At 44.0% G+C, this 16,136-nt stretch carries 19 protein-coding genes and 1 riboswitch; of the genes, 5 read left to right on the top strand and 14 right to left on the bottom strand.

Annotated elements, in window-relative coordinates; all coding sequences use genetic code 11:
- The first annotated feature begins 106 nt into the window (after positions 1-106).
- Positions 107-1,018 (top strand): UDP-N-acetylmuramate dehydrogenase, encoded by a 912-nt coding sequence (gene murB / locus KNQ04_RS09255; protein WP_214849885.1) that lies wholly within the window; start codon positions 107-109, stop codon positions 1,016-1,018.
- Positions 1,019-1,098: 80 nt separating this feature from the next.
- On the opposite strand, the gene KNQ04_RS09250 is transcribed toward murB, so the two are convergent.
- Positions 1,099-2,322: an aminopeptidase gene (locus tag KNQ04_RS09250; protein ID WP_214849883.1), complete on the bottom strand. Its 1,224-nt coding sequence runs from the start codon at positions 2,320-2,322 to the stop codon at positions 1,099-1,101.
- Between the two features lie 98 nt (positions 2,323-2,420).
- On the opposite strand from KNQ04_RS09250, the gene KNQ04_RS09245 reads away from it, so the two are divergent.
- Positions 2,421-2,840 carry a DUF1232 domain-containing protein gene (locus KNQ04_RS09245; RefSeq protein ID WP_029332678.1) on the top strand — a complete coding sequence of 140 codons (420 nt, stop codon included), beginning with the start codon at positions 2,421-2,423 and terminating at the stop codon, positions 2,838-2,840.
- Positions 2,841-2,889: 49 nt separating this feature from the next.
- Here KNQ04_RS09245 and KNQ04_RS09240 read toward each other — a convergent pair whose 3' ends face one another.
- Positions 2,890-3,726 (bottom strand): formate/nitrite transporter family protein, encoded by an 837-nt coding sequence (locus tag KNQ04_RS09240; protein ID WP_214849881.1) that lies wholly within the window; start codon positions 3,724-3,726, stop codon positions 2,890-2,892.
- Positions 3,727-3,915: 189 nt separating this feature from the next.
- Positions 3,916-4,518, bottom strand: coding sequence for a hypothetical protein (locus KNQ04_RS09235; protein WP_214849880.1), 603 nt, complete (start codon positions 4,516-4,518; stop codon positions 3,916-3,918).
- 140 nt (positions 4,519-4,658) lie between these two features.
- On the opposite strand from KNQ04_RS09235, the gene KNQ04_RS09230 reads away from it, so the two are divergent.
- Positions 4,659-5,528, top strand: coding sequence for a YitT family protein (locus tag KNQ04_RS09230; RefSeq protein WP_214849878.1), 870 nt, complete (start codon positions 4,659-4,661; stop codon positions 5,526-5,528).
- Positions 5,529-5,727: 199 nt separating this feature from the next.
- Positions 5,728-6,336, top strand: a complete 609-nt coding sequence (locus tag KNQ04_RS09225; RefSeq protein WP_214849876.1) for a CHASE3 domain-containing protein — start codon at positions 5,728-5,730, stop codon at positions 6,334-6,336.
- Positions 6,337-6,419: 83 nt separating this feature from the next.
- Here the strand turns inward: KNQ04_RS09225 and KNQ04_RS09220 are convergent, their stop codons facing one another.
- The 7 genes from KNQ04_RS09220 to KNQ04_RS09190 form a co-directional block, all read right to left on the bottom strand.
- Complete coding sequence (locus KNQ04_RS09220) at positions 6,420-6,785, bottom strand: ArsR/SmtB family transcription factor (RefSeq protein WP_214849874.1); 366 nt, start codon at positions 6,783-6,785, stop codon at positions 6,420-6,422.
- A 92-nt stretch (positions 6,786-6,877) separates the two neighbouring features.
- Entirely contained in the window at positions 6,878-7,309 is a 432-nt protein-coding gene (locus KNQ04_RS09215) for a hypothetical protein (protein ID WP_214849871.1), read from the bottom strand.
- Between the two features lie 20 nt (positions 7,310-7,329).
- Entirely contained in the window at positions 7,330-7,968 is a 639-nt protein-coding gene (gene thiE, locus KNQ04_RS09210) for a thiamine phosphate synthase (RefSeq protein ID WP_214849869.1), read from the bottom strand.
- Positions 7,958-8,728 (bottom strand): hydroxyethylthiazole kinase, encoded by a 771-nt coding sequence (gene thiM, locus KNQ04_RS09205; RefSeq protein WP_214849866.1) that lies wholly within the window; start codon positions 8,726-8,728, stop codon positions 7,958-7,960. The genes thiE and thiM overlap by 11 nt, the downstream gene beginning before the upstream one ends.
- Positions 8,709-9,518, bottom strand: a complete 810-nt coding sequence (gene thiD / locus KNQ04_RS09200) for a bifunctional hydroxymethylpyrimidine kinase/phosphomethylpyrimidine kinase (protein ID WP_214849856.1) — start codon at positions 9,516-9,518, stop codon at positions 8,709-8,711. Before thiD ends, thiM begins: the two co-directional genes overlap by 20 nt.
- Before the next feature lie 112 nt (positions 9,519-9,630).
- Positions 9,631-9,741: riboswitch (TPP riboswitch) on the bottom strand.
- A 60-nt stretch (positions 9,742-9,801) separates the two neighbouring features.
- A complete protein-coding gene (locus KNQ04_RS09195; protein WP_214849854.1) occupies positions 9,802-11,094 on the bottom strand; it encodes a murein hydrolase activator EnvC family protein in 1,293 nt (430 codons plus the stop codon).
- Positions 11,095-11,301: 207 nt separating this feature from the next.
- Entirely contained in the window at positions 11,302-12,708 is a 1,407-nt protein-coding gene (locus tag KNQ04_RS09190) for a murein hydrolase activator EnvC family protein (protein WP_214849852.1), read from the bottom strand.
- A 237-nt stretch (positions 12,709-12,945) separates the two neighbouring features.
- On the opposite strand from KNQ04_RS09190, the gene KNQ04_RS09185 reads away from it, so the two are divergent.
- Positions 12,946-13,353, top strand: a complete 408-nt coding sequence (locus tag KNQ04_RS09185) for a VOC family protein (protein WP_214849851.1) — start codon at positions 12,946-12,948, stop codon at positions 13,351-13,353.
- A 53-nt stretch (positions 13,354-13,406) separates the two neighbouring features.
- Here the strand turns inward: KNQ04_RS09185 and KNQ04_RS09180 are convergent, their stop codons facing one another.
- The 4 genes from KNQ04_RS09180 to KNQ04_RS09165 all read right to left on the bottom strand — a co-directional run bounded on the left by KNQ04_RS09180 (position 13,407) and on the right by KNQ04_RS09165 (position 16,113).
- Positions 13,407-13,919: a type 1 glutamine amidotransferase domain-containing protein gene (locus KNQ04_RS09180; RefSeq protein WP_159173905.1), complete on the bottom strand. Its 513-nt coding sequence runs from the start codon at positions 13,917-13,919 to the stop codon at positions 13,407-13,409.
- A gap of 26 nt (positions 13,920-13,945) precedes the next feature.
- Positions 13,946-14,113 carry a hypothetical protein gene (locus KNQ04_RS09175; protein ID WP_214849848.1) on the bottom strand — a complete coding sequence of 56 codons (168 nt, stop codon included), beginning with the start codon at positions 14,111-14,113 and terminating at the stop codon, positions 13,946-13,948.
- 25 nt (positions 14,114-14,138) lie between these two features.
- A complete protein-coding gene (locus KNQ04_RS09170; protein ID WP_029332664.1) occupies positions 14,139-14,579 on the bottom strand; it encodes an Ohr family peroxiredoxin in 441 nt (146 codons plus the stop codon).
- A 142-nt stretch (positions 14,580-14,721) separates the two neighbouring features.
- Complete coding sequence (locus KNQ04_RS09165) at positions 14,722-16,113, bottom strand: hemolysin family protein (RefSeq protein ID WP_251136972.1); 1,392 nt, start codon at positions 16,111-16,113, stop codon at positions 14,722-14,724.
- Positions 16,114-16,136 lie beyond the last annotated feature (23 nt).

Raw genomic sequence — 16,136 nt, 5'->3', positions numbered from 1 at the left:
GTATTTTTGGAACTATGTGTTAAACATCAACTACGTAATTAGTGTAAAATATATTTTGAGCGTGTTTTCGCTGAATGGAATTCATAAAAAAGGACTGAGAATTTATATGACTGAGCAGTTAATGGCTGGACTTTACGAAGGATTAAACAAAGACTCTGTGTTAGTGAACGAACCACTAAAATATCATACGTATACAAAAATGGGCGGAATTGCTGATCTTTTCATCATCCCATCGTCTTATGAGGAAACAGCATTTGCTGTCCGTTACGCCTATGAAAACGATCTTCCGTTAACGTTACTCGGTAACGGATCGAACCTCGTCGTCCGTGATGGCGGGATTCGCGGAATCGTTTTATCCTTTGAAAAATTGACTGATATTTCGGTCGAAGAACATGAACTCGTCGCCCAAAGCGGCGCCGCTATCATCCAAGCGTCACGCGTTGCCTACGATCATTCATTGAGTGGTCTCGAATTCGCTTGTGGTATTCCAGGCACAGTCGGCGGTGCTCTCATCATGAATGCCGGTGCTTACGGCGGTGAAATAAAAGACTGTCTCCATAGCGCAACTGTCTTGACGCGTAAAGGGGAACTGCTCAACGTGACGCGTGACGAGCTTGAGCTCGGATACCGGACAAGTTGTTTCGCTAAAAAGGAGTACATCATTCTTGAAGGACGATTCGCCTTAACGGAAGGTGACGCTACCCATATTAAAGAAATCATGGATGATTTGACGCACAAACGCGAGACGAAACAACCGCTCGAATACCCTTCATGTGGAAGTGTCTTCAAACGTCCAGAAGGTTATTTCGCCGGAAAACTCATTCAAGACAGCGGTCTTCAAGGAGCCCGTATCGGCGGTGCTGAAGTCTCACAAAAACATGCCGGTTTCATCGTCAACGTCGAAGAAGCAACGGCAACAGACTATATCGCACTGATTCGTCATGTCCAAGAGACCGTTCAAGAAAAATTCGGAATCTTACTCGAAACTGAAGTGAAGATCATCGGTGAAGAAGTCTAATGACAAGGATTCGACTCTAACAAAAAGAAAAGCCGAAACGGAACCCCGTTTCGGCTTTTCTTTTTGTTTTTAATTTCTTGTTAAATCGACCAGTTTCCGTCACGCATCAATGGCTCACGTGTACCGTCTGCTAGTTCCCCATCAATCGACATATCAGCTGACCCAATCATGAAGTCGACGTGTGTCATCGAATCATTTGCCCCTTGTTCCGCTAGTTCTTCGTTTGATAAGCTTGGTCCATTTTCGAGACAAGTCGAGTAAGCACGACCAATTGCAAGGTGACAAGACGCATTCTCGTCAAACAACGTATTGTAGAACAAGATACCTGAGTCAGAGATTGGTGAATGGTGCGGCACGAGGGCCACTTCCCCGAGATAACGTGCTCCTTCGTCGAGTGAAATCAACTCGTCTAGTGCTGCTTGACCTTGTTTCGCTTCTGCTTTGACGATTTTACCCTCTTCAAACCAAAGCGTAAAGCCATCAATCAGATTCCCGCTGTAACTGAGCGGCTTCGTGCTTGAAACGTGACCGTTGACGCCCGTCTTCTTCGGTAACGTAAAGACTTCTTCTGTCGGAAGGTTCGCAATGAAATCAACACCATCCGCATTCGGTCCACCACCGCCGAGCCAAACGTGACGCTCTGGTAACTCGATTGATAATTCTGTTCCTGGTGCTGAATAATGCAGTGTTTTATATTTTTTCTCCGTCAAGAATGTCGCTTTCGTACGGAGATTGTGATCATGCTTCTCCCATGCAGCGACCGGGTCTGCTTGATCGACTCGTGTTGCCTTCAGAATCGCTTCCCACAGCTCTTCTACAGCGTTTTCCGAGTCCGGGAATACCTTAGCCGCCCAAGCATCCGAAGGCGCAGCAACGACACACCAGCTTACATTATCGCTCATGACGAATTTACGCCAATTGGCTAGTGCGACACCTGCCGCTTTGTTCGCCCGCGCGATGCGACTAGACTCGACTCCGTTTAAAAGATCTGGATCTTCACTGACGACAGATAAGAATGCTGTCTTTTCGTCAGCCAACTGATCGAATCGTGCTTTTAACCACTCTGGAAATGCGTCGAACGAATCTTCTGGTGCATCGAAATAACGGATTTTCGTCATTTCATCATCTGACCATTGCACGTAAACGTTTGATGCGCCTACTTCGTAAGCGACACGTGTGATTTCACGAACGAGTGGTGCATTTTCGATGCCAGCACGAATTTCTAATTGCTGACCGGATTGCAAATTGATTCCTGTACGTACAGCGAGTGCTGCATACTTTTTGAGTTGTTCTTGAGTCGGCATTATGTAATCCCCTTTCGTCTCTTACTCTTATTTTCACGAAAGAGTTGCAATTTTGCAAGAAATAAGGTGAAACTAGATGTAGAGAAGGAGTGTTGAACATGGAATTCGTACCAGGAGATTTTAAATCCGCTTACACCTATTTCCACCGTCAGGCATTGGCGTTAGTCGGAGATCACAAAGCACAGGAAGATTTATTGATTCGAGGAGAAGTTGGTTTAGCACATTTAACGAAAGATATCGCTTCAGAAGAAGGATCCGATATCGAACGGGAAGCAGAACTCGTACTGTATTTCCAACTCAAACAGTTACTTGAGATGTTGCGTGCCCTTTATCAAAAACGTTTTTCAATGAAAGAAGAACAAGAGCAATTATTGTTGACAGCCGTGCTCTACTTCACTTCCCCGGTCGATGCATTACCTGACGAAAATGTACTCGGTCTGTTCGATGATGCTCAAATCGTCGAATCGATTTATGAAGAACTTGCAGCTGATGTCGACCGCTTCCAACATCTCGAATAAAGAAAAAGGTAAGGTGGACGGGAAAAACCGTCGCTACCTTACCTTTTCTTTATGCTTTTTTTTTCGTTGCGATGTTGATTGTCGCAGCTTGTTGTTTTGATTGATCCACTTCCAGCTTTTCTTTATTCAACCATGTGTAGACCATACCCATGAAGAGAGCTCCACCGATAATGTTCCCGAAGAGTGCCGGTACTAAATTATGGATTGCTCCAGCAAATGAAATTGCCTCTGGGTGAGGAACGACAAGAGCGATTGAGAACAATGCCATATTGGCGATGACATGGTCAAAACCTGACGCGAAGAAGACAGCAACTAAAATCATCATCATCATGATTTGTGCCAATTCATTTTTCATGTTTTTCGGAATGAAAATCGCTAAACAGACCATCCAGTTACAGAAAATTGCCCGGGTGAAAATCTCCCACGTCGAGTGATGAATTTTTGCTTCCGAGACAGCGAACAACCAGTTGTCCGTCCCCAACTCTTGAATGATTCCCGTTTGTGAAAATAGTAAGGCGAAGGCAAGACCTCCGAGACCATTACCAATCAAACAAATCGTCCATACTTTAAATGTATCCATTTTTGATGTGTACCCACGCATCGTCGCTGTCGTGAAGTACATCGTATTCCCCGTAAACAGTTCTGCACCGCCGTAGACGATCAAAACGAGTGCAACACCGAATGTCAATCCACCGACGAGTGTCGTCGCAGCTGATTCATTTAGGTAAAGTCCATTAATTGCTTTGAGTGTAAATATGATAGCAAAACCGATAAATACTCCAGCAAGCATGGCACGAACCAAATATTCAAGTGGACGCAGTTGCAACATCTTTGTTGATTTTACCGCTTTATGTCTAAGCCCTTCTAATGCTTCTACTTCATTCATTGTAGAAACCTCACTTTCCTTTTGTTCAACACTTCACAATGTTTGTTCATTTATTATCATACTTCCATCTTATAAGATGTTCAACCCCTGCCTAGCCATTATTTAAGGTTTTTATGAAAGAATGACATGTAACCGATACCATTGTGTCAAGTTTGTGAAAAGTGCCTTTTCTTGTTAGATACAACTAGTTTACGGAGCGACTTGAATGTGCGTTTTGAAGCGTTCAAGAAAGGAATTTCTTCGGGAGGGGACTAAGACGTAGTCTTCAATGACGACACGGTTAAAGCGATTTGCAGAGGTCGTCGCCCGCTCGATATCCCGCGGCGTGTAAGCTTCAAAGTCATCACGATCAATCGTAAAGTAAAGGCTAGACATAGGGTCACTATAGTGGAGGTCGAATGAGGATAGATTAGGAATAGCTAAAAAAAGTGCCAATGTATGGTGCATGATTAGTTGAGGGAACTGGCTTTTGCGGAATGCATCGCTTGAAAGATCAATTGGTTTATCGGCTGTTCCAACCCAGTTCATTCTCTCCTTTTTTGTTATTTCATAGCCGATAGAAATAGTTGTATCTGTAATTTCCATGTGGCTTAACGCATCGGACAAAGGCAGTTGTAAAATCAGTCCTTTCGTCGCATTCGTATTAGCGACAGATGTTCCGACGTGTCTCGTAATCAGTGAACCATCCCGCCATTTTTGGTCACTTGATTCAGACTCGAAATGGAGCATGACGACAGATCCAGCGGTCAATCCGATGCATGTAAAAAGAAGAAATAACATGATTTTTTTCAATCCGATCAGTTCCTTTCGATGCCCTCACCGCTTTTTTTGCAACATTTTTCAAATGAGGGGTTGAATTTCATGCTATATAGGCGTACTCTTGCAGGCAGATACTTACGAAGGAGGAGCATGAGGATTTCTCATCAATCACAATGAAGACTAAACAAACGAGCAAGAAAAAGCGAACAGAAAAAATCAGTTTCCTTTTAATCGGTACACTTCTCTACTCTCTTTATATCAGCCTTTTATTATCTCCGAATGACATCGGATCAGGTGGAATCATGGGGATTACATTAATTTTTCAAGAACTTTTTCATACACCAATTGGACTCACACAACTCGTATTGAACATCCCTCTATTTTTACTTGGTTTTCGCTTCTTACGAAAACGATTTATGCTACTCTCCGGCATCATTGTCTTGATTTCTTCTTTTTTGATTGATTGGATTCCAACACAAATCGTCCCGGAATCATTAAATGACCCACTCGTCGCGTCAATCTTTGCTGGACTCGTCTCAGGATTAGCGATGGCTTTAATCTTTTTCGGAGGCGCCTCGACGGGCGGTCTCGATATTCTCGGGAAGTTTTTCTATGCACGTTTTCATAACTGGCCGCTCCCGCGTATCTTTTTGATGCAAGACTTAGTCATCTACATTCTTGTTTGGTTAGTCTTTGATTTGAAACATGTTATGTACGCACTGATTATGAGTTTCGTTCGTGCGAAAGCACTCCAAACCGTTTACAGTTTTTATTCTGCTTCTAAACAATGTATCATTATCTGCGAAAAAGCGGATGAAATCAATGACGTTATCACAAAAGAACTCGGTCGTGGTGTGACGATTCTTGATGCGCGCGGCGGCTATTCGAACAGAACGAAGAAAATGGTTTATGTGGTCGTGCAAAACAACGAAATCGTTCGCCTGCAAGAAATCGTCTCATCTGTCGAGCCGAATGCTTTCGTCACCTTCTCAGAAATCCATACGGTGTTCGGGAACTACAAAGAACACTCCTATTCCTTCTAACAGAGAATTTTTTTACCGCTCCTTGACCTCGTGCTCACCGCCCGGGGTCTTTTACTTTGATGGGAGAGACCGGACTATATGCTTTACGTCAAATCGTTTTTTCAGGTTTCATATCGACTTAAAAATAGATAACTCTTCACATTTTGGGAATTAGTGGTTAAGCTAATGACATCAATGTTTACACAAAAGGAATGATTGTATGAATCAGCTCTGGCGTCAGCGTATCTCACTCATTCTTTTAATTAGTCTATTTGCTTCGATCCCACTCGTCTACGCATTGACAGGGTATCGGACGATTTCAAAAATGACCGATGAGATGCACGTCCATGATATCCCGATGATTAAGCTCGTCGACCAACTCGTAGAATATAATCGTGACCGCGCAAATGCCGTCCGTGGACTACTACTATACAAAGATGATCGATACATCGAACAGTACTATTTCGCCACTTCTAAAGTGCACGAACTGCGCCATTTACTTAATGCTTCAAAAGATACACCAGGAACGGTCAAAGATTTATTGTCACGTAATAATGCTTGGGAGAGAGAAATCGAAACCGTCTTTACCGTATACGAAACTAAAAATCCGGAAAAGGCGACCAAGTTGGCACAACAGTCGACACAGACGACACAAACGATTCTTGAAGATCTCTCGCAAGTTAAAGATCAATTGTATCTTGAACTCGATCAAGAACTTGAGGCAACAACGACTTTAACGACCTCCTATAAACGCATGTGCTTCAATCTATCGGTGCTGGCATTTTTATTAATTAGTGTGACCACCACCTTCTTCCACCGGGTCAAGTAATCTTTTAGCGAACCAAAAAAGCATATCCATTCATGTAAACATGAATGGATATGCTTTTTTGAATACTTCGAGAAAAGTGATTTTTAGAGAGCAGCTTTCCCCTCATGTACATGCTCCATCGCTAGGTGTACTAACGAGGATACATGATGGTCATCCAAAGAATAATAGACAACTTTACCTTCTTTTCGATATTTGACGAGTCCTTGCTTCAACAACGTACGTAGATGGTGGGACGCTGTCGCAATCGAACAGTCGACAGATGCCGAAACGTCGCAAACACACAGTTCGGTTTCTACCGTCAGGGCATAAGCAATCCGTAGGCGCGTCGCATCAGACAATACTTTAAACAACTTCCCAATCTCATTCGTTGGAATCGTCTCAACGACGTGCCCGATTTCAGCCGCCCGTTGTTCGTCAATCGCAATCGTTTCACAGCGTGGTACTTCCACGGCCTTCACCCCTCTTCCACATCATTGCACCATCCCGCAACGCCAAATGCAAGTCAGAAGACCGCAATATTTCGAAAAGAAAACACGTGCACTCATTTCCGTTTTTTGATTGAACGAAAAACGAGCCATCCCCCGATTCGGTTCCCGATATCCCAGACAATCCGATTAGTATCGACCGCACGGACTCCGATATCAATGATACTCGTATTGTGTAATCGTTCTTCGTAACGCCTACGCAAAATTTTTGGTATGGGTATTTTCAGCATGAATCGGTAAAAAAGATCGAGATGCGTATGGCCCCAAATCTCAGTTGCGATGGACGCTGTTTTAATGTAAAACGGTCGTTTGTATTGTTGTTGATGCTTATTTTTCAGAAGAACTGCTAACTCATAGGAATAACGGTTTGGTGCGGGAAACAAAATTTTTCCTAAATGGTATCTCCCACGATTGTCGATTCGGATGATTTGCGGTTCGATTCGATACCGAACCCACCCTCCCCGAAAACGAATCACTTGCCATCTCACGTACATCACCTCTTGAGTGATTATACCCGGTCTGATACCGTTTGACGCATGGCCTCAACGGTTGTTTTAAAGTCTCGCGTCGCCCGTTCGATATCTCGTTCAGCAAATAAGGCGGATACGACTGCATACCCCTCAATTAATCCGACTAGCGCAGGAATGTGTTGTTTCGTGATTCCACCAATCCCGACAAGCGGCAGTTCGACCGCTTGACGAATCGCGTATAGCGTCTCTTGCGTCATCTGACTTGCATCCGTTTTCGTCGCCGTTGGATAAAGAGATCCGACACCAAGGTACGTTGCGCCGTCTTGCTCTGCTTGAACGGCTTGTGCGACCGTCGAGACGGAAACACCGATTGTCGCATCCGGTAATAAGCGTCTGGCCTCACGTAACGGAATATCTTCCTGTCCGATATGCAGTCCGGCCTGGACGATTTGGGCGATGTCGATCCGGTCATTGATGATCAGCGGGACCCCGTATTGGTCGGTGACCTGTTTCAGGGCAACGGCCTGTTCTAAGAATTCCTTGCCTTGTGCTTCCTTTTCACGAAGTTGGATGATCGTCGCGCCTCCACGCAAGGTCGCTTCGACGGCATCCGTTAACGGCAACCCCGGATGAAATCGACGATCGGTCACCGCATATACAGAATAATCATTTGGCATGTTTCAGCACCTCCGCGAGCACATCTTCAGAAGCAAGGCTGATTGAATTAAACAATCCAATCCGGAAATCACCAAGCCCGATTGCTTCGTCTGCCGCTTCACCGGCTTTCCCCATCAAATACGTCCCGTAGACCGCTGCTTCGAATGCGTCATACCCGGCTCCAAGAAACGTTCCGATAAGGGATGCTGTCATGCACCCTGTTCCGGTCACTTGTTCGAGTCGCGGTGTTCCGCCCGTAAGCTCGATCTGGCGTGTCCCGTCCGAGATGAAATCGACTGGACCCGTCACGACGATCACCACTTTGAATCGCAACGCAAACTCATGGACGACTTGAAAATCTAACGTTTCCCCTGTTGCGGCATCGACACCTTTCGAGCGTCCGACTTCCCCGATGATCGTCTTGATTTCCGATGCATTCCCTTTAATTACACTGAACTGAATTGACTTGAGCAATTCATCCGTAAATGTCGTCCGTAGACTTGTCGCCCCTACGCCGACCGGATCTAAGACGAGCGGCTTGTTCAGTCGATTGGCCGTTTTTCCCGCTAAGAGTTGCGACTGACGTGATGCGGCATTTAACGTGCCGATATTAATAACGACAGCATCTGCATGCCCGACCATTTCTTCAACTTCTAAGATATCCTCTGCCATGACGGGTGATCCACCGAGCGCAAGTGTCATATTGGCGCACTCATTGATCGTGACTGCATTCGTTAAATGATGAATCAATGGTTTTTTATCAAGAATGGTTGTAAACATCCGTTTCCCTCCAAAGGCCATAAAAGTGGTGTGTCGGTCCGATGCCCTGTCCTAAAGCAAATCCATGTCGAATCGCTTCAGTGACATATCGTTTTGCATAGATCACGCTATCTATCAACGAGTCACCTAGCGCAAGACGTGCCGCGATCGCGGAAGATAATGTACATCCGGTCCCATGTGTATGCTGGCGCTTTAAACGTTCCCCTTGAAACAGATGATGCATCCCTTCCGTATATAAAACATCCGCGGCATCTGCACTTTCGAGGTGACCGCCTTTTAACAGGATAGCGATGTCTCGTTTTTGTGCGAACTCGATTGTCGCCCGTTTCATGTCATCGATTGTCGAAATCGATTGACCTAGCATGCGCTCCATTTCTGGAATATTCGGCGTCACCAAAGTTGCAAGCGGCATCAGCTGTTCCATCAATGCTTGTTCAGCATGCACTTTTAATAGGGCGTGCCCGCCTTTCGCAACCATAACGGGATCTAAGACGACCGGTCCGTCATAATGCTTCAAACATTTCGCGATGACCTGAATCGTCTGCTCATTCGAAACCATTCCGATTTTAATGGCATCGACACGGATATCTGAAAAAATCGAGGTCAACTGGGCTTCGACGAGCGTTGGTGATACATCTTCAACTGCTTGTACCCCTAACGTATTTTGTGCCGTAATGGCAGTAATCACACTCATACCATATACACCAAGTGCAGAAAATGTTTTTATGTCGGCTTGAATTCCCGCCCCGCCCCCAGAGTCGGAACCGGCAATCGTCAATACATGTTTCATCAATAGACCTCACTTTCATGAGAGCAAGCGGAGAAAGCGGACGAAAAAAAGCGCCGTCCGCTGTAAAAAAGCAGACGACGCCATGAAAAACCAAACAATCTGGCTCGTGTTCATGTCTTCGGCTCAACTTTCCTACGCTGGTATTATCCAGATCAGGTGACAGGGTCGAAAACAGAATGGTTTTCCTCTCAGCCAGATTCCTCCAGCTCCCCTAGTTGCTCTTGATTTAAATTCTTTTTCACTGTAGCATAGCTCCATAAAAAAAACGAGCCGAAGCTCGTTTTTATAAGTATGCTAATGGATTGACTGCGTTTGCCGGCCCAGTCGCGCTGTACTGGTAACCCCCGATATGCAATTCGAAATGCAGATGAGCGCCTGTTGAATTTCCTGTATTTCCAAGCGTACCAAGTTGTTGCCCTTGTGAAACGGTTTGTCCTGCATGGACTGACAACGAGTTCATGTGTGCATATACCGTTGTATAGACTTTGCCATCTAAGAAATGCGAAATCATGACATGATTCCCGTACGGTCCGCCACTTGCTGCTGTGATGACCGTTCCTGAAGCTGCGGCAACGATCGGAGAACCGACTCCCCCTCTGAAATCGACACCGTTATGGAACGTGTATCCATTTGCACCACTTGCTGGTCCAAATCCTTGAGAGACTCCACCAGAAGAGGGACGAACGAATTTCGCTGAACCCGATGGTGCACTGACGACTGGTGTAGAAGTCGTCGCATTTTTTGATGTTCCGGCATTAGACGACTTTGCCGTTTTTGCCGTTTTTGCTGCTTCAGCTGCTCGCTCTGCCGCTGCTTTTTCTGCCGCTGCTTTTTCAGCTGCCGCTTTTGCTGCAGCTTTCGCTGCTGCGATGGCACGTTCTTGTGCTTCTAATGTCGCTTGAAGTTCTTTTGCGTTCAAGAGCTTTGTCGTAAATTTCGTTTTCCCTTGACGTAGTTTTTTTAATGTCGCACTACGTTCTTTCATCTGCTGTTTGAGTACCTTCTTTTGAGCCAATAGGGCTTCTTTTTCTTTCACTTGCTCTGCCTTTTTATCAACGAGCGTTGCTTTAGCATCTGCTAACTTTTGTTGTGTTTCAAGGTAGGCGGAAATCATTTTATCATCTTGCTCGGCAATCTTTTTCCCCGCCATGACACGACTGAACAGATCCCCTAAGTCTTTTGATCCAAAGATGACTTCTTCCCATTTAATTGAATTCCCATCATTTTCTTGAAGGACGCGAAGACGATCGCCAAGTAATTCTTCTTGGCGTTTCAACATCTCTTCATAACGCGCGATTTCTGCTTCAAGTTCTATGATCCGTTCATTCAACTGACGAATTTGTTTGTTTTTTTCCGAAATCCGAAAAATATTTTCATTGATTGCTGCGTCAATCGCATTGATTTGGCGTTGTTCCTTCGAAATTTTTGATTCTTGTTTTTTAATTGCTTTTTCAAGCTTACGCTGTTCTGTAGCGTTTTCTGCTTTCTTTTCTTTAATGGTCGCTGCTTGGCTGACGGGTGTATTTGTTAAAAGTAACGCGCCTAACAATACAGTCGAAACTATTTTTTTTAGCATATATGCGCTCCTCACTTATGTATAAATTTAATTTTTTTAGGTTCTATTTCACAGTCAAACTATCTGAAATTGATTATAGCACCGTAATAGTTTCAGTAAAATTTCATTTTCATTTCAAATGAAAACGTTTTTCTGTAATATATCAGGAAAATGATTAGTGATTCCACAAAAAAAGAACCTCTACACTGTAGAGATTCTCCTTTTTTATCATAACATTGACATCGGGTTGACACTGTTCGCCGGACCCGTTCCACTATAGACATATCCACCTACATGAATTTCAAAGTGAAGGTGCGGGCCTGTTGAGTTACCTGTACTACCAAGGGCACCGATTTGTTGTCCTTGGCTGACACGTTGTCCTGCGCGTGCATTTAATGAACTCATGTGTGCATAAACTGTTGTGTATGTTTTTCCATTTAATTGGTGTGCGATCATGACATGGTTTCCGTAAGGACCACTGCTTGAAGCTGTAATGACCGTTCCGGTTGCAGCTGCCACGATTGGTGTTCCGACTGGTGCACCAAAATCGATTCCATTATGGAAGGCATATCCATTTTCACCACTTGCTGAACCATAGCCTTGTGTGATGGCTCCACTCGTCGGATGAATGAATAATGCTGATGATGCAGCTGGTGCTGGCGCTGGTTTTGGTTCTGCGGGTGCCGGCTTAGGCGCTACTGGTGCTGGCGCTGGTGGCGTTGATGTTGATTGTTTTGTTGCTTTTTGACGTGCTGCTTGCTCAGCTGCCGCTTTTTCTGCTGCTGCCTGATCAGCTGCTGCTTGCGCCGCTTGTGCTTCTGCACGTGCTTTTGCTTCTCGTGCTTCTTGTGCTTTACGTTCTTTCTCAATTCGTGCTTCACGTTCACGCGCTGCTTTTTCTGCCGCAATTGCTTTTTCTTGCGCAATCAAAATTTGTTGGACTTCTTTTGCATCCATCAACTGTGTTTCAAATTTCTTTTTTTGTTTCTTCAATTCTTTGATTCGTTTATTTCGTGCAGTGATTTGTTGTTCAAGTTCTGCTTGCTGACGTTTTAATTCTTTTTTCTCTGTCACAAGTTTTACTTTTTTATCTTTTAACTCTTGTTGAGCATTTGCTAATTTTTTTTGTGTATTGCGGTAATCAGTAATCATTTTATCATCTTGCTGCGAAATTGATTTTCCAGCTAACACACGACTAACGAGATCTCCGACATCTTTTGAACCGAAGATGACTTCTTCCCATTTGATTGAGTTGCCATCGTTTTCCTGCATGACACGTAAACGGTCACCTAACAAGGCTTCTTGGCGTTTTAATTTTGCTTTGTATTTCTCGATTTGTTTACCGAGTTCAACGATTTCAGCTTCTGTCGCCTTGATTTGACGGTCTTTGGCTTCGACCGCAAACATTTTTTCATTTAATGCCTCGTCTAAACGATTCACTTCTTGTTGTGTCTTCGAAATTTTCTCACCTTCGTGATTAACAGAAGACTCGAGATTTTTTTGTGTATTTTGGTTTTCTTGTTGCTTTTGTTCGTTTTTGGCTTTTTGATCACTTAAATCATCTGCTAAAGCAAAGTGAGGAGTTGATGAAAGGACAAGTGCGGAAACGATGAGCGACGCGAACGTTTTTTTCATGTAGTAATCCCTCTTTTTCTGTATAGTTTTATCGGGTTAAATGAATCATTTATTTAAATTTCATTATAATGTTTAAAAATTGTAAGAACGTTTTTGATTATAGCATTCATTTTGCCTCTATTATATTTCAGGGAGATTTCATTTTAAATAAGTTCGTTAAGTTTGTATGTAATGAGGCTATTCGTTGCACCTTAATCGAAGTTTTGTCACACTAGTATAGGAGAAGGAGGGATTGTTATGCAACTCGACCATACAGGAATTGCCGTCCGTGATATGCAAGAAGCGATTGCTTTTTATACAACCGTGTTAGGCGGACAGTTAGTCCGTGAATATTCAAACCCAGCTCCTGGTGTAGCTTCGAACATCGCTGTCATCGAGTTCGAGGATGCGCATATTGAGCTACTGACACCAACGAGTGCAGATAGCCCGATTGCCCGGTTTTTGAAGCAACGTGGAAAAGGAGTACACCATATTGCTTACCGTGTCGCTGATTTAGATCAAGCAATTCGTGAGGCAAAAGAGAAAGGTCTTACGTTTCTCGAAGATACGTATCGGACAACTCCTTTTGGCCGTCGTTTGATTTATATGAATCCAAGACATTCACATGGTGTCATCACAGAACTTTGTGATTATCCAGACGAATAACATAAGAAATCCCCTTCATGACGCATGAAGGGGATTTCTTATGGTTATTTACTTTATGCCAGCTTCGCTAACATTTCACGGTTAAACGCCGGAATATCGTCTGGTTGGCGACTTGAGACGAAGTTATCATCGACGACGACTTCCGTGTCTTCGAAATCAACCCCAGCATTCTCTAAATCGACCCGGATTGATTTGTATCCTGTCATCTTGCGTCCCTTAACGATTTTAGCGTTAATCATCAATTGTGGACCATGACAAATCGCAAAGACCGGTTTTTTCGACATATCGAACTCTTCTACGAAAGAGACGAAACGGTCGTCTTCACGTAATAAATCTGGTGAGAATCCGCCTGGAATCAACAGCGCATCATAGTCTGCCGGCGATGTTTGATCAATCGTTACATCAACTGTGACTTTTGCTTCTTCTTGTTTACCAACGAGTTCTGCGCCTTTTTCCGAACCGATGACCGTCACTTCATGACCTGCCTCTTTTAATGCGTCGACTGGTCCTGTGAACTCGACATCTTCAAAGTGGTCCGCGAGTACAACTGCTACTTTTTTACCCATTAAAATCATCCCCCAAGTTATGAAAATCAGTTATCTTGTTCCCGATCTCTTGCTATAGCTGGATCATCCGGCATTTGTTCCTTGCCTTTCAGCACCTCTTCTTGCTGTTCCGGCGATAATTCACGTTCTTGTTCCGTCAGACGCTTCCGTTCATTCTCTAATAACTCACGTGAACGATCCGTTTCATTTGCCATTGTTGAATCCCTCCGCTGCGAAAGCTTATTCGCTAAGTGCGTCGACTACTTTAACAGATAAATCGACATCGATGTTGCCGCGTGTTGCTTTAGAATATGGGCAGAATCCGTGTGCTTTTTCAAGCAACTCTTCTGCTTCTTCTTGCGAGACACCAACGACTTCTACAACGAGTTTCGCTGCGATTTTAACGCCGTTATCTGCTTCGTCTTGTAAAAGACTAACTTCTGAGTTCGTCCGTGTTTCGACACGTTTTTTCGCTTGGCGTGCCATTAAGTTATATGCACCATCGAAACATGCCGCATATCCTGCTGCGAACAGTTGCTCTGGATTTGATGTTGGAATATCTTCTTTGCCTTTCGTACCAGGCATTACTAAATCTAAGTTGATGACGTTATCGTCAGAAGAGACTTTTCCGTCACGGCCACCTACTGCCGCCGCGCGTGAAGTAAGAATTGTTTTAGTCATGAAATAGAACCCCTTTTCCTCTGGTTTGAGTAACTTTTTTTGCCACATAAACAGTAATACCACTGTCTGCTAGAGAATAAACAATTCTTAAATTAGTTTTCGACAAAAAAAGCAAGGACACCTTATCGGCGCCTTGCTTTTTTTACATTACTTCTTCTTCTGTTGCAGTGATCTCTTTTTCGGGCAATTGGAGATAAATCGATTTCACTTGATGATTATCGACTTCCATCACTTTGACGGTAAAGTCTTCATAACGGAATTCCTGACCACTCGATACTTCTGTATCTTGTGCCATGACCCAACCACCAATCGTATCGATATCCTCTTCTTCGATTCCGAGATTGAACCGCTCATTCAAATCGTCAATTAACACACGCCCAGAAATCCGGTAAAGACGTTCATGAATTTGTTCGATATCTGCTTTTTCATCTTTATCGAATTCATCACGGATTTCCCCGACGATTTCTTCTAAGATATCTTCCATCGTAATGACACCCGCTGTTCCACCGTACTCATCAATGACTAGAGCCATTGGTGTCCGTTCCACTTGCATTTTCAACATCGCATCTTGCAAAGGTGAATACTCTGAGACGATCGGCAAGTTATGGATGTAATAGCTCAATGCTTTTCCTTTGTTCGCCATGTGGTCAGTGAAGAGTTGTTTCGCATTGATGAAACCAAGAATTTTATCCTTGTCCCCTTCTTCTGCGACCGGGTAACGCGTGAATTGGTACTCTTCGACAAGCGAAATGATTTCATCCATCGATGCATCATTCGAAATTGTGATCAAATCCGTCCGTGGTAACATGATGTCTTTTGCAATCCGTTCATCAAACGAAAAAATGTTTTGCATGTACGACAGTTCCGTCTGATTGATTTCACCACTCTTATAACTTTGTGTCATGATGATTTTAATCTCTTCTTCCGAGTGTGCCTCTTCATGACCGACTGGCTCGACCCCAAACAAGCGGAGGAAAACTCGTGCTGATCCGTTTAAAATCCAGATAAACGGCTTCATGATTTGACCGAACCAATAGAGTGGAGGTGCGAGTAACATCGTAATCGCTTCTGTTTTTTGGATCGCAAGCGACTTCGGTGCCAGCTCTCCTAAAACGACGTGAAGGAATGTTACGATTGAAAAGGCTAAGACGAATGACACGATTGTCGAGACAGAGTCCGGTAAAGCAATCTCTTTAAAGAGCATTGCTAAAATCGCACCGACCGTCGACTCTCCGAGCCATCCTAAACCAAGCGCTGTCACGGTGATTCCGAGTTGACAAGCTGACAGGTAATAATCAAGATTCTCTAATAACTTTTTAGCGGTAACGGCTGTTTTGTTACCTTCTGTAATCAATTGATCGATTCGAGACATACGCATTTTTACGACCGAAAACTCTGCCGCGACGAAAAATGCCGTCAACACAATTAATAATCCAATAATGAGTAGCCTAATAATAATCGTTGTTGTGTCGAATGTCTCCATTGCATGTGTACTGTCCAATCGTTTCCCCGAGAGAAGGGGATTCACCTCCATTTAATTAAGCTCACCTGAGAGCT

This window comes from Exiguobacterium sp. s193 (assembly GCF_018618755.1).
Classification (GTDB): Bacteria; Bacillota; Bacilli; order Exiguobacteriales; family Exiguobacteriaceae; genus Exiguobacterium_A.
This window is presented reverse-complemented; position numbering and strand designations above follow the sequence as displayed.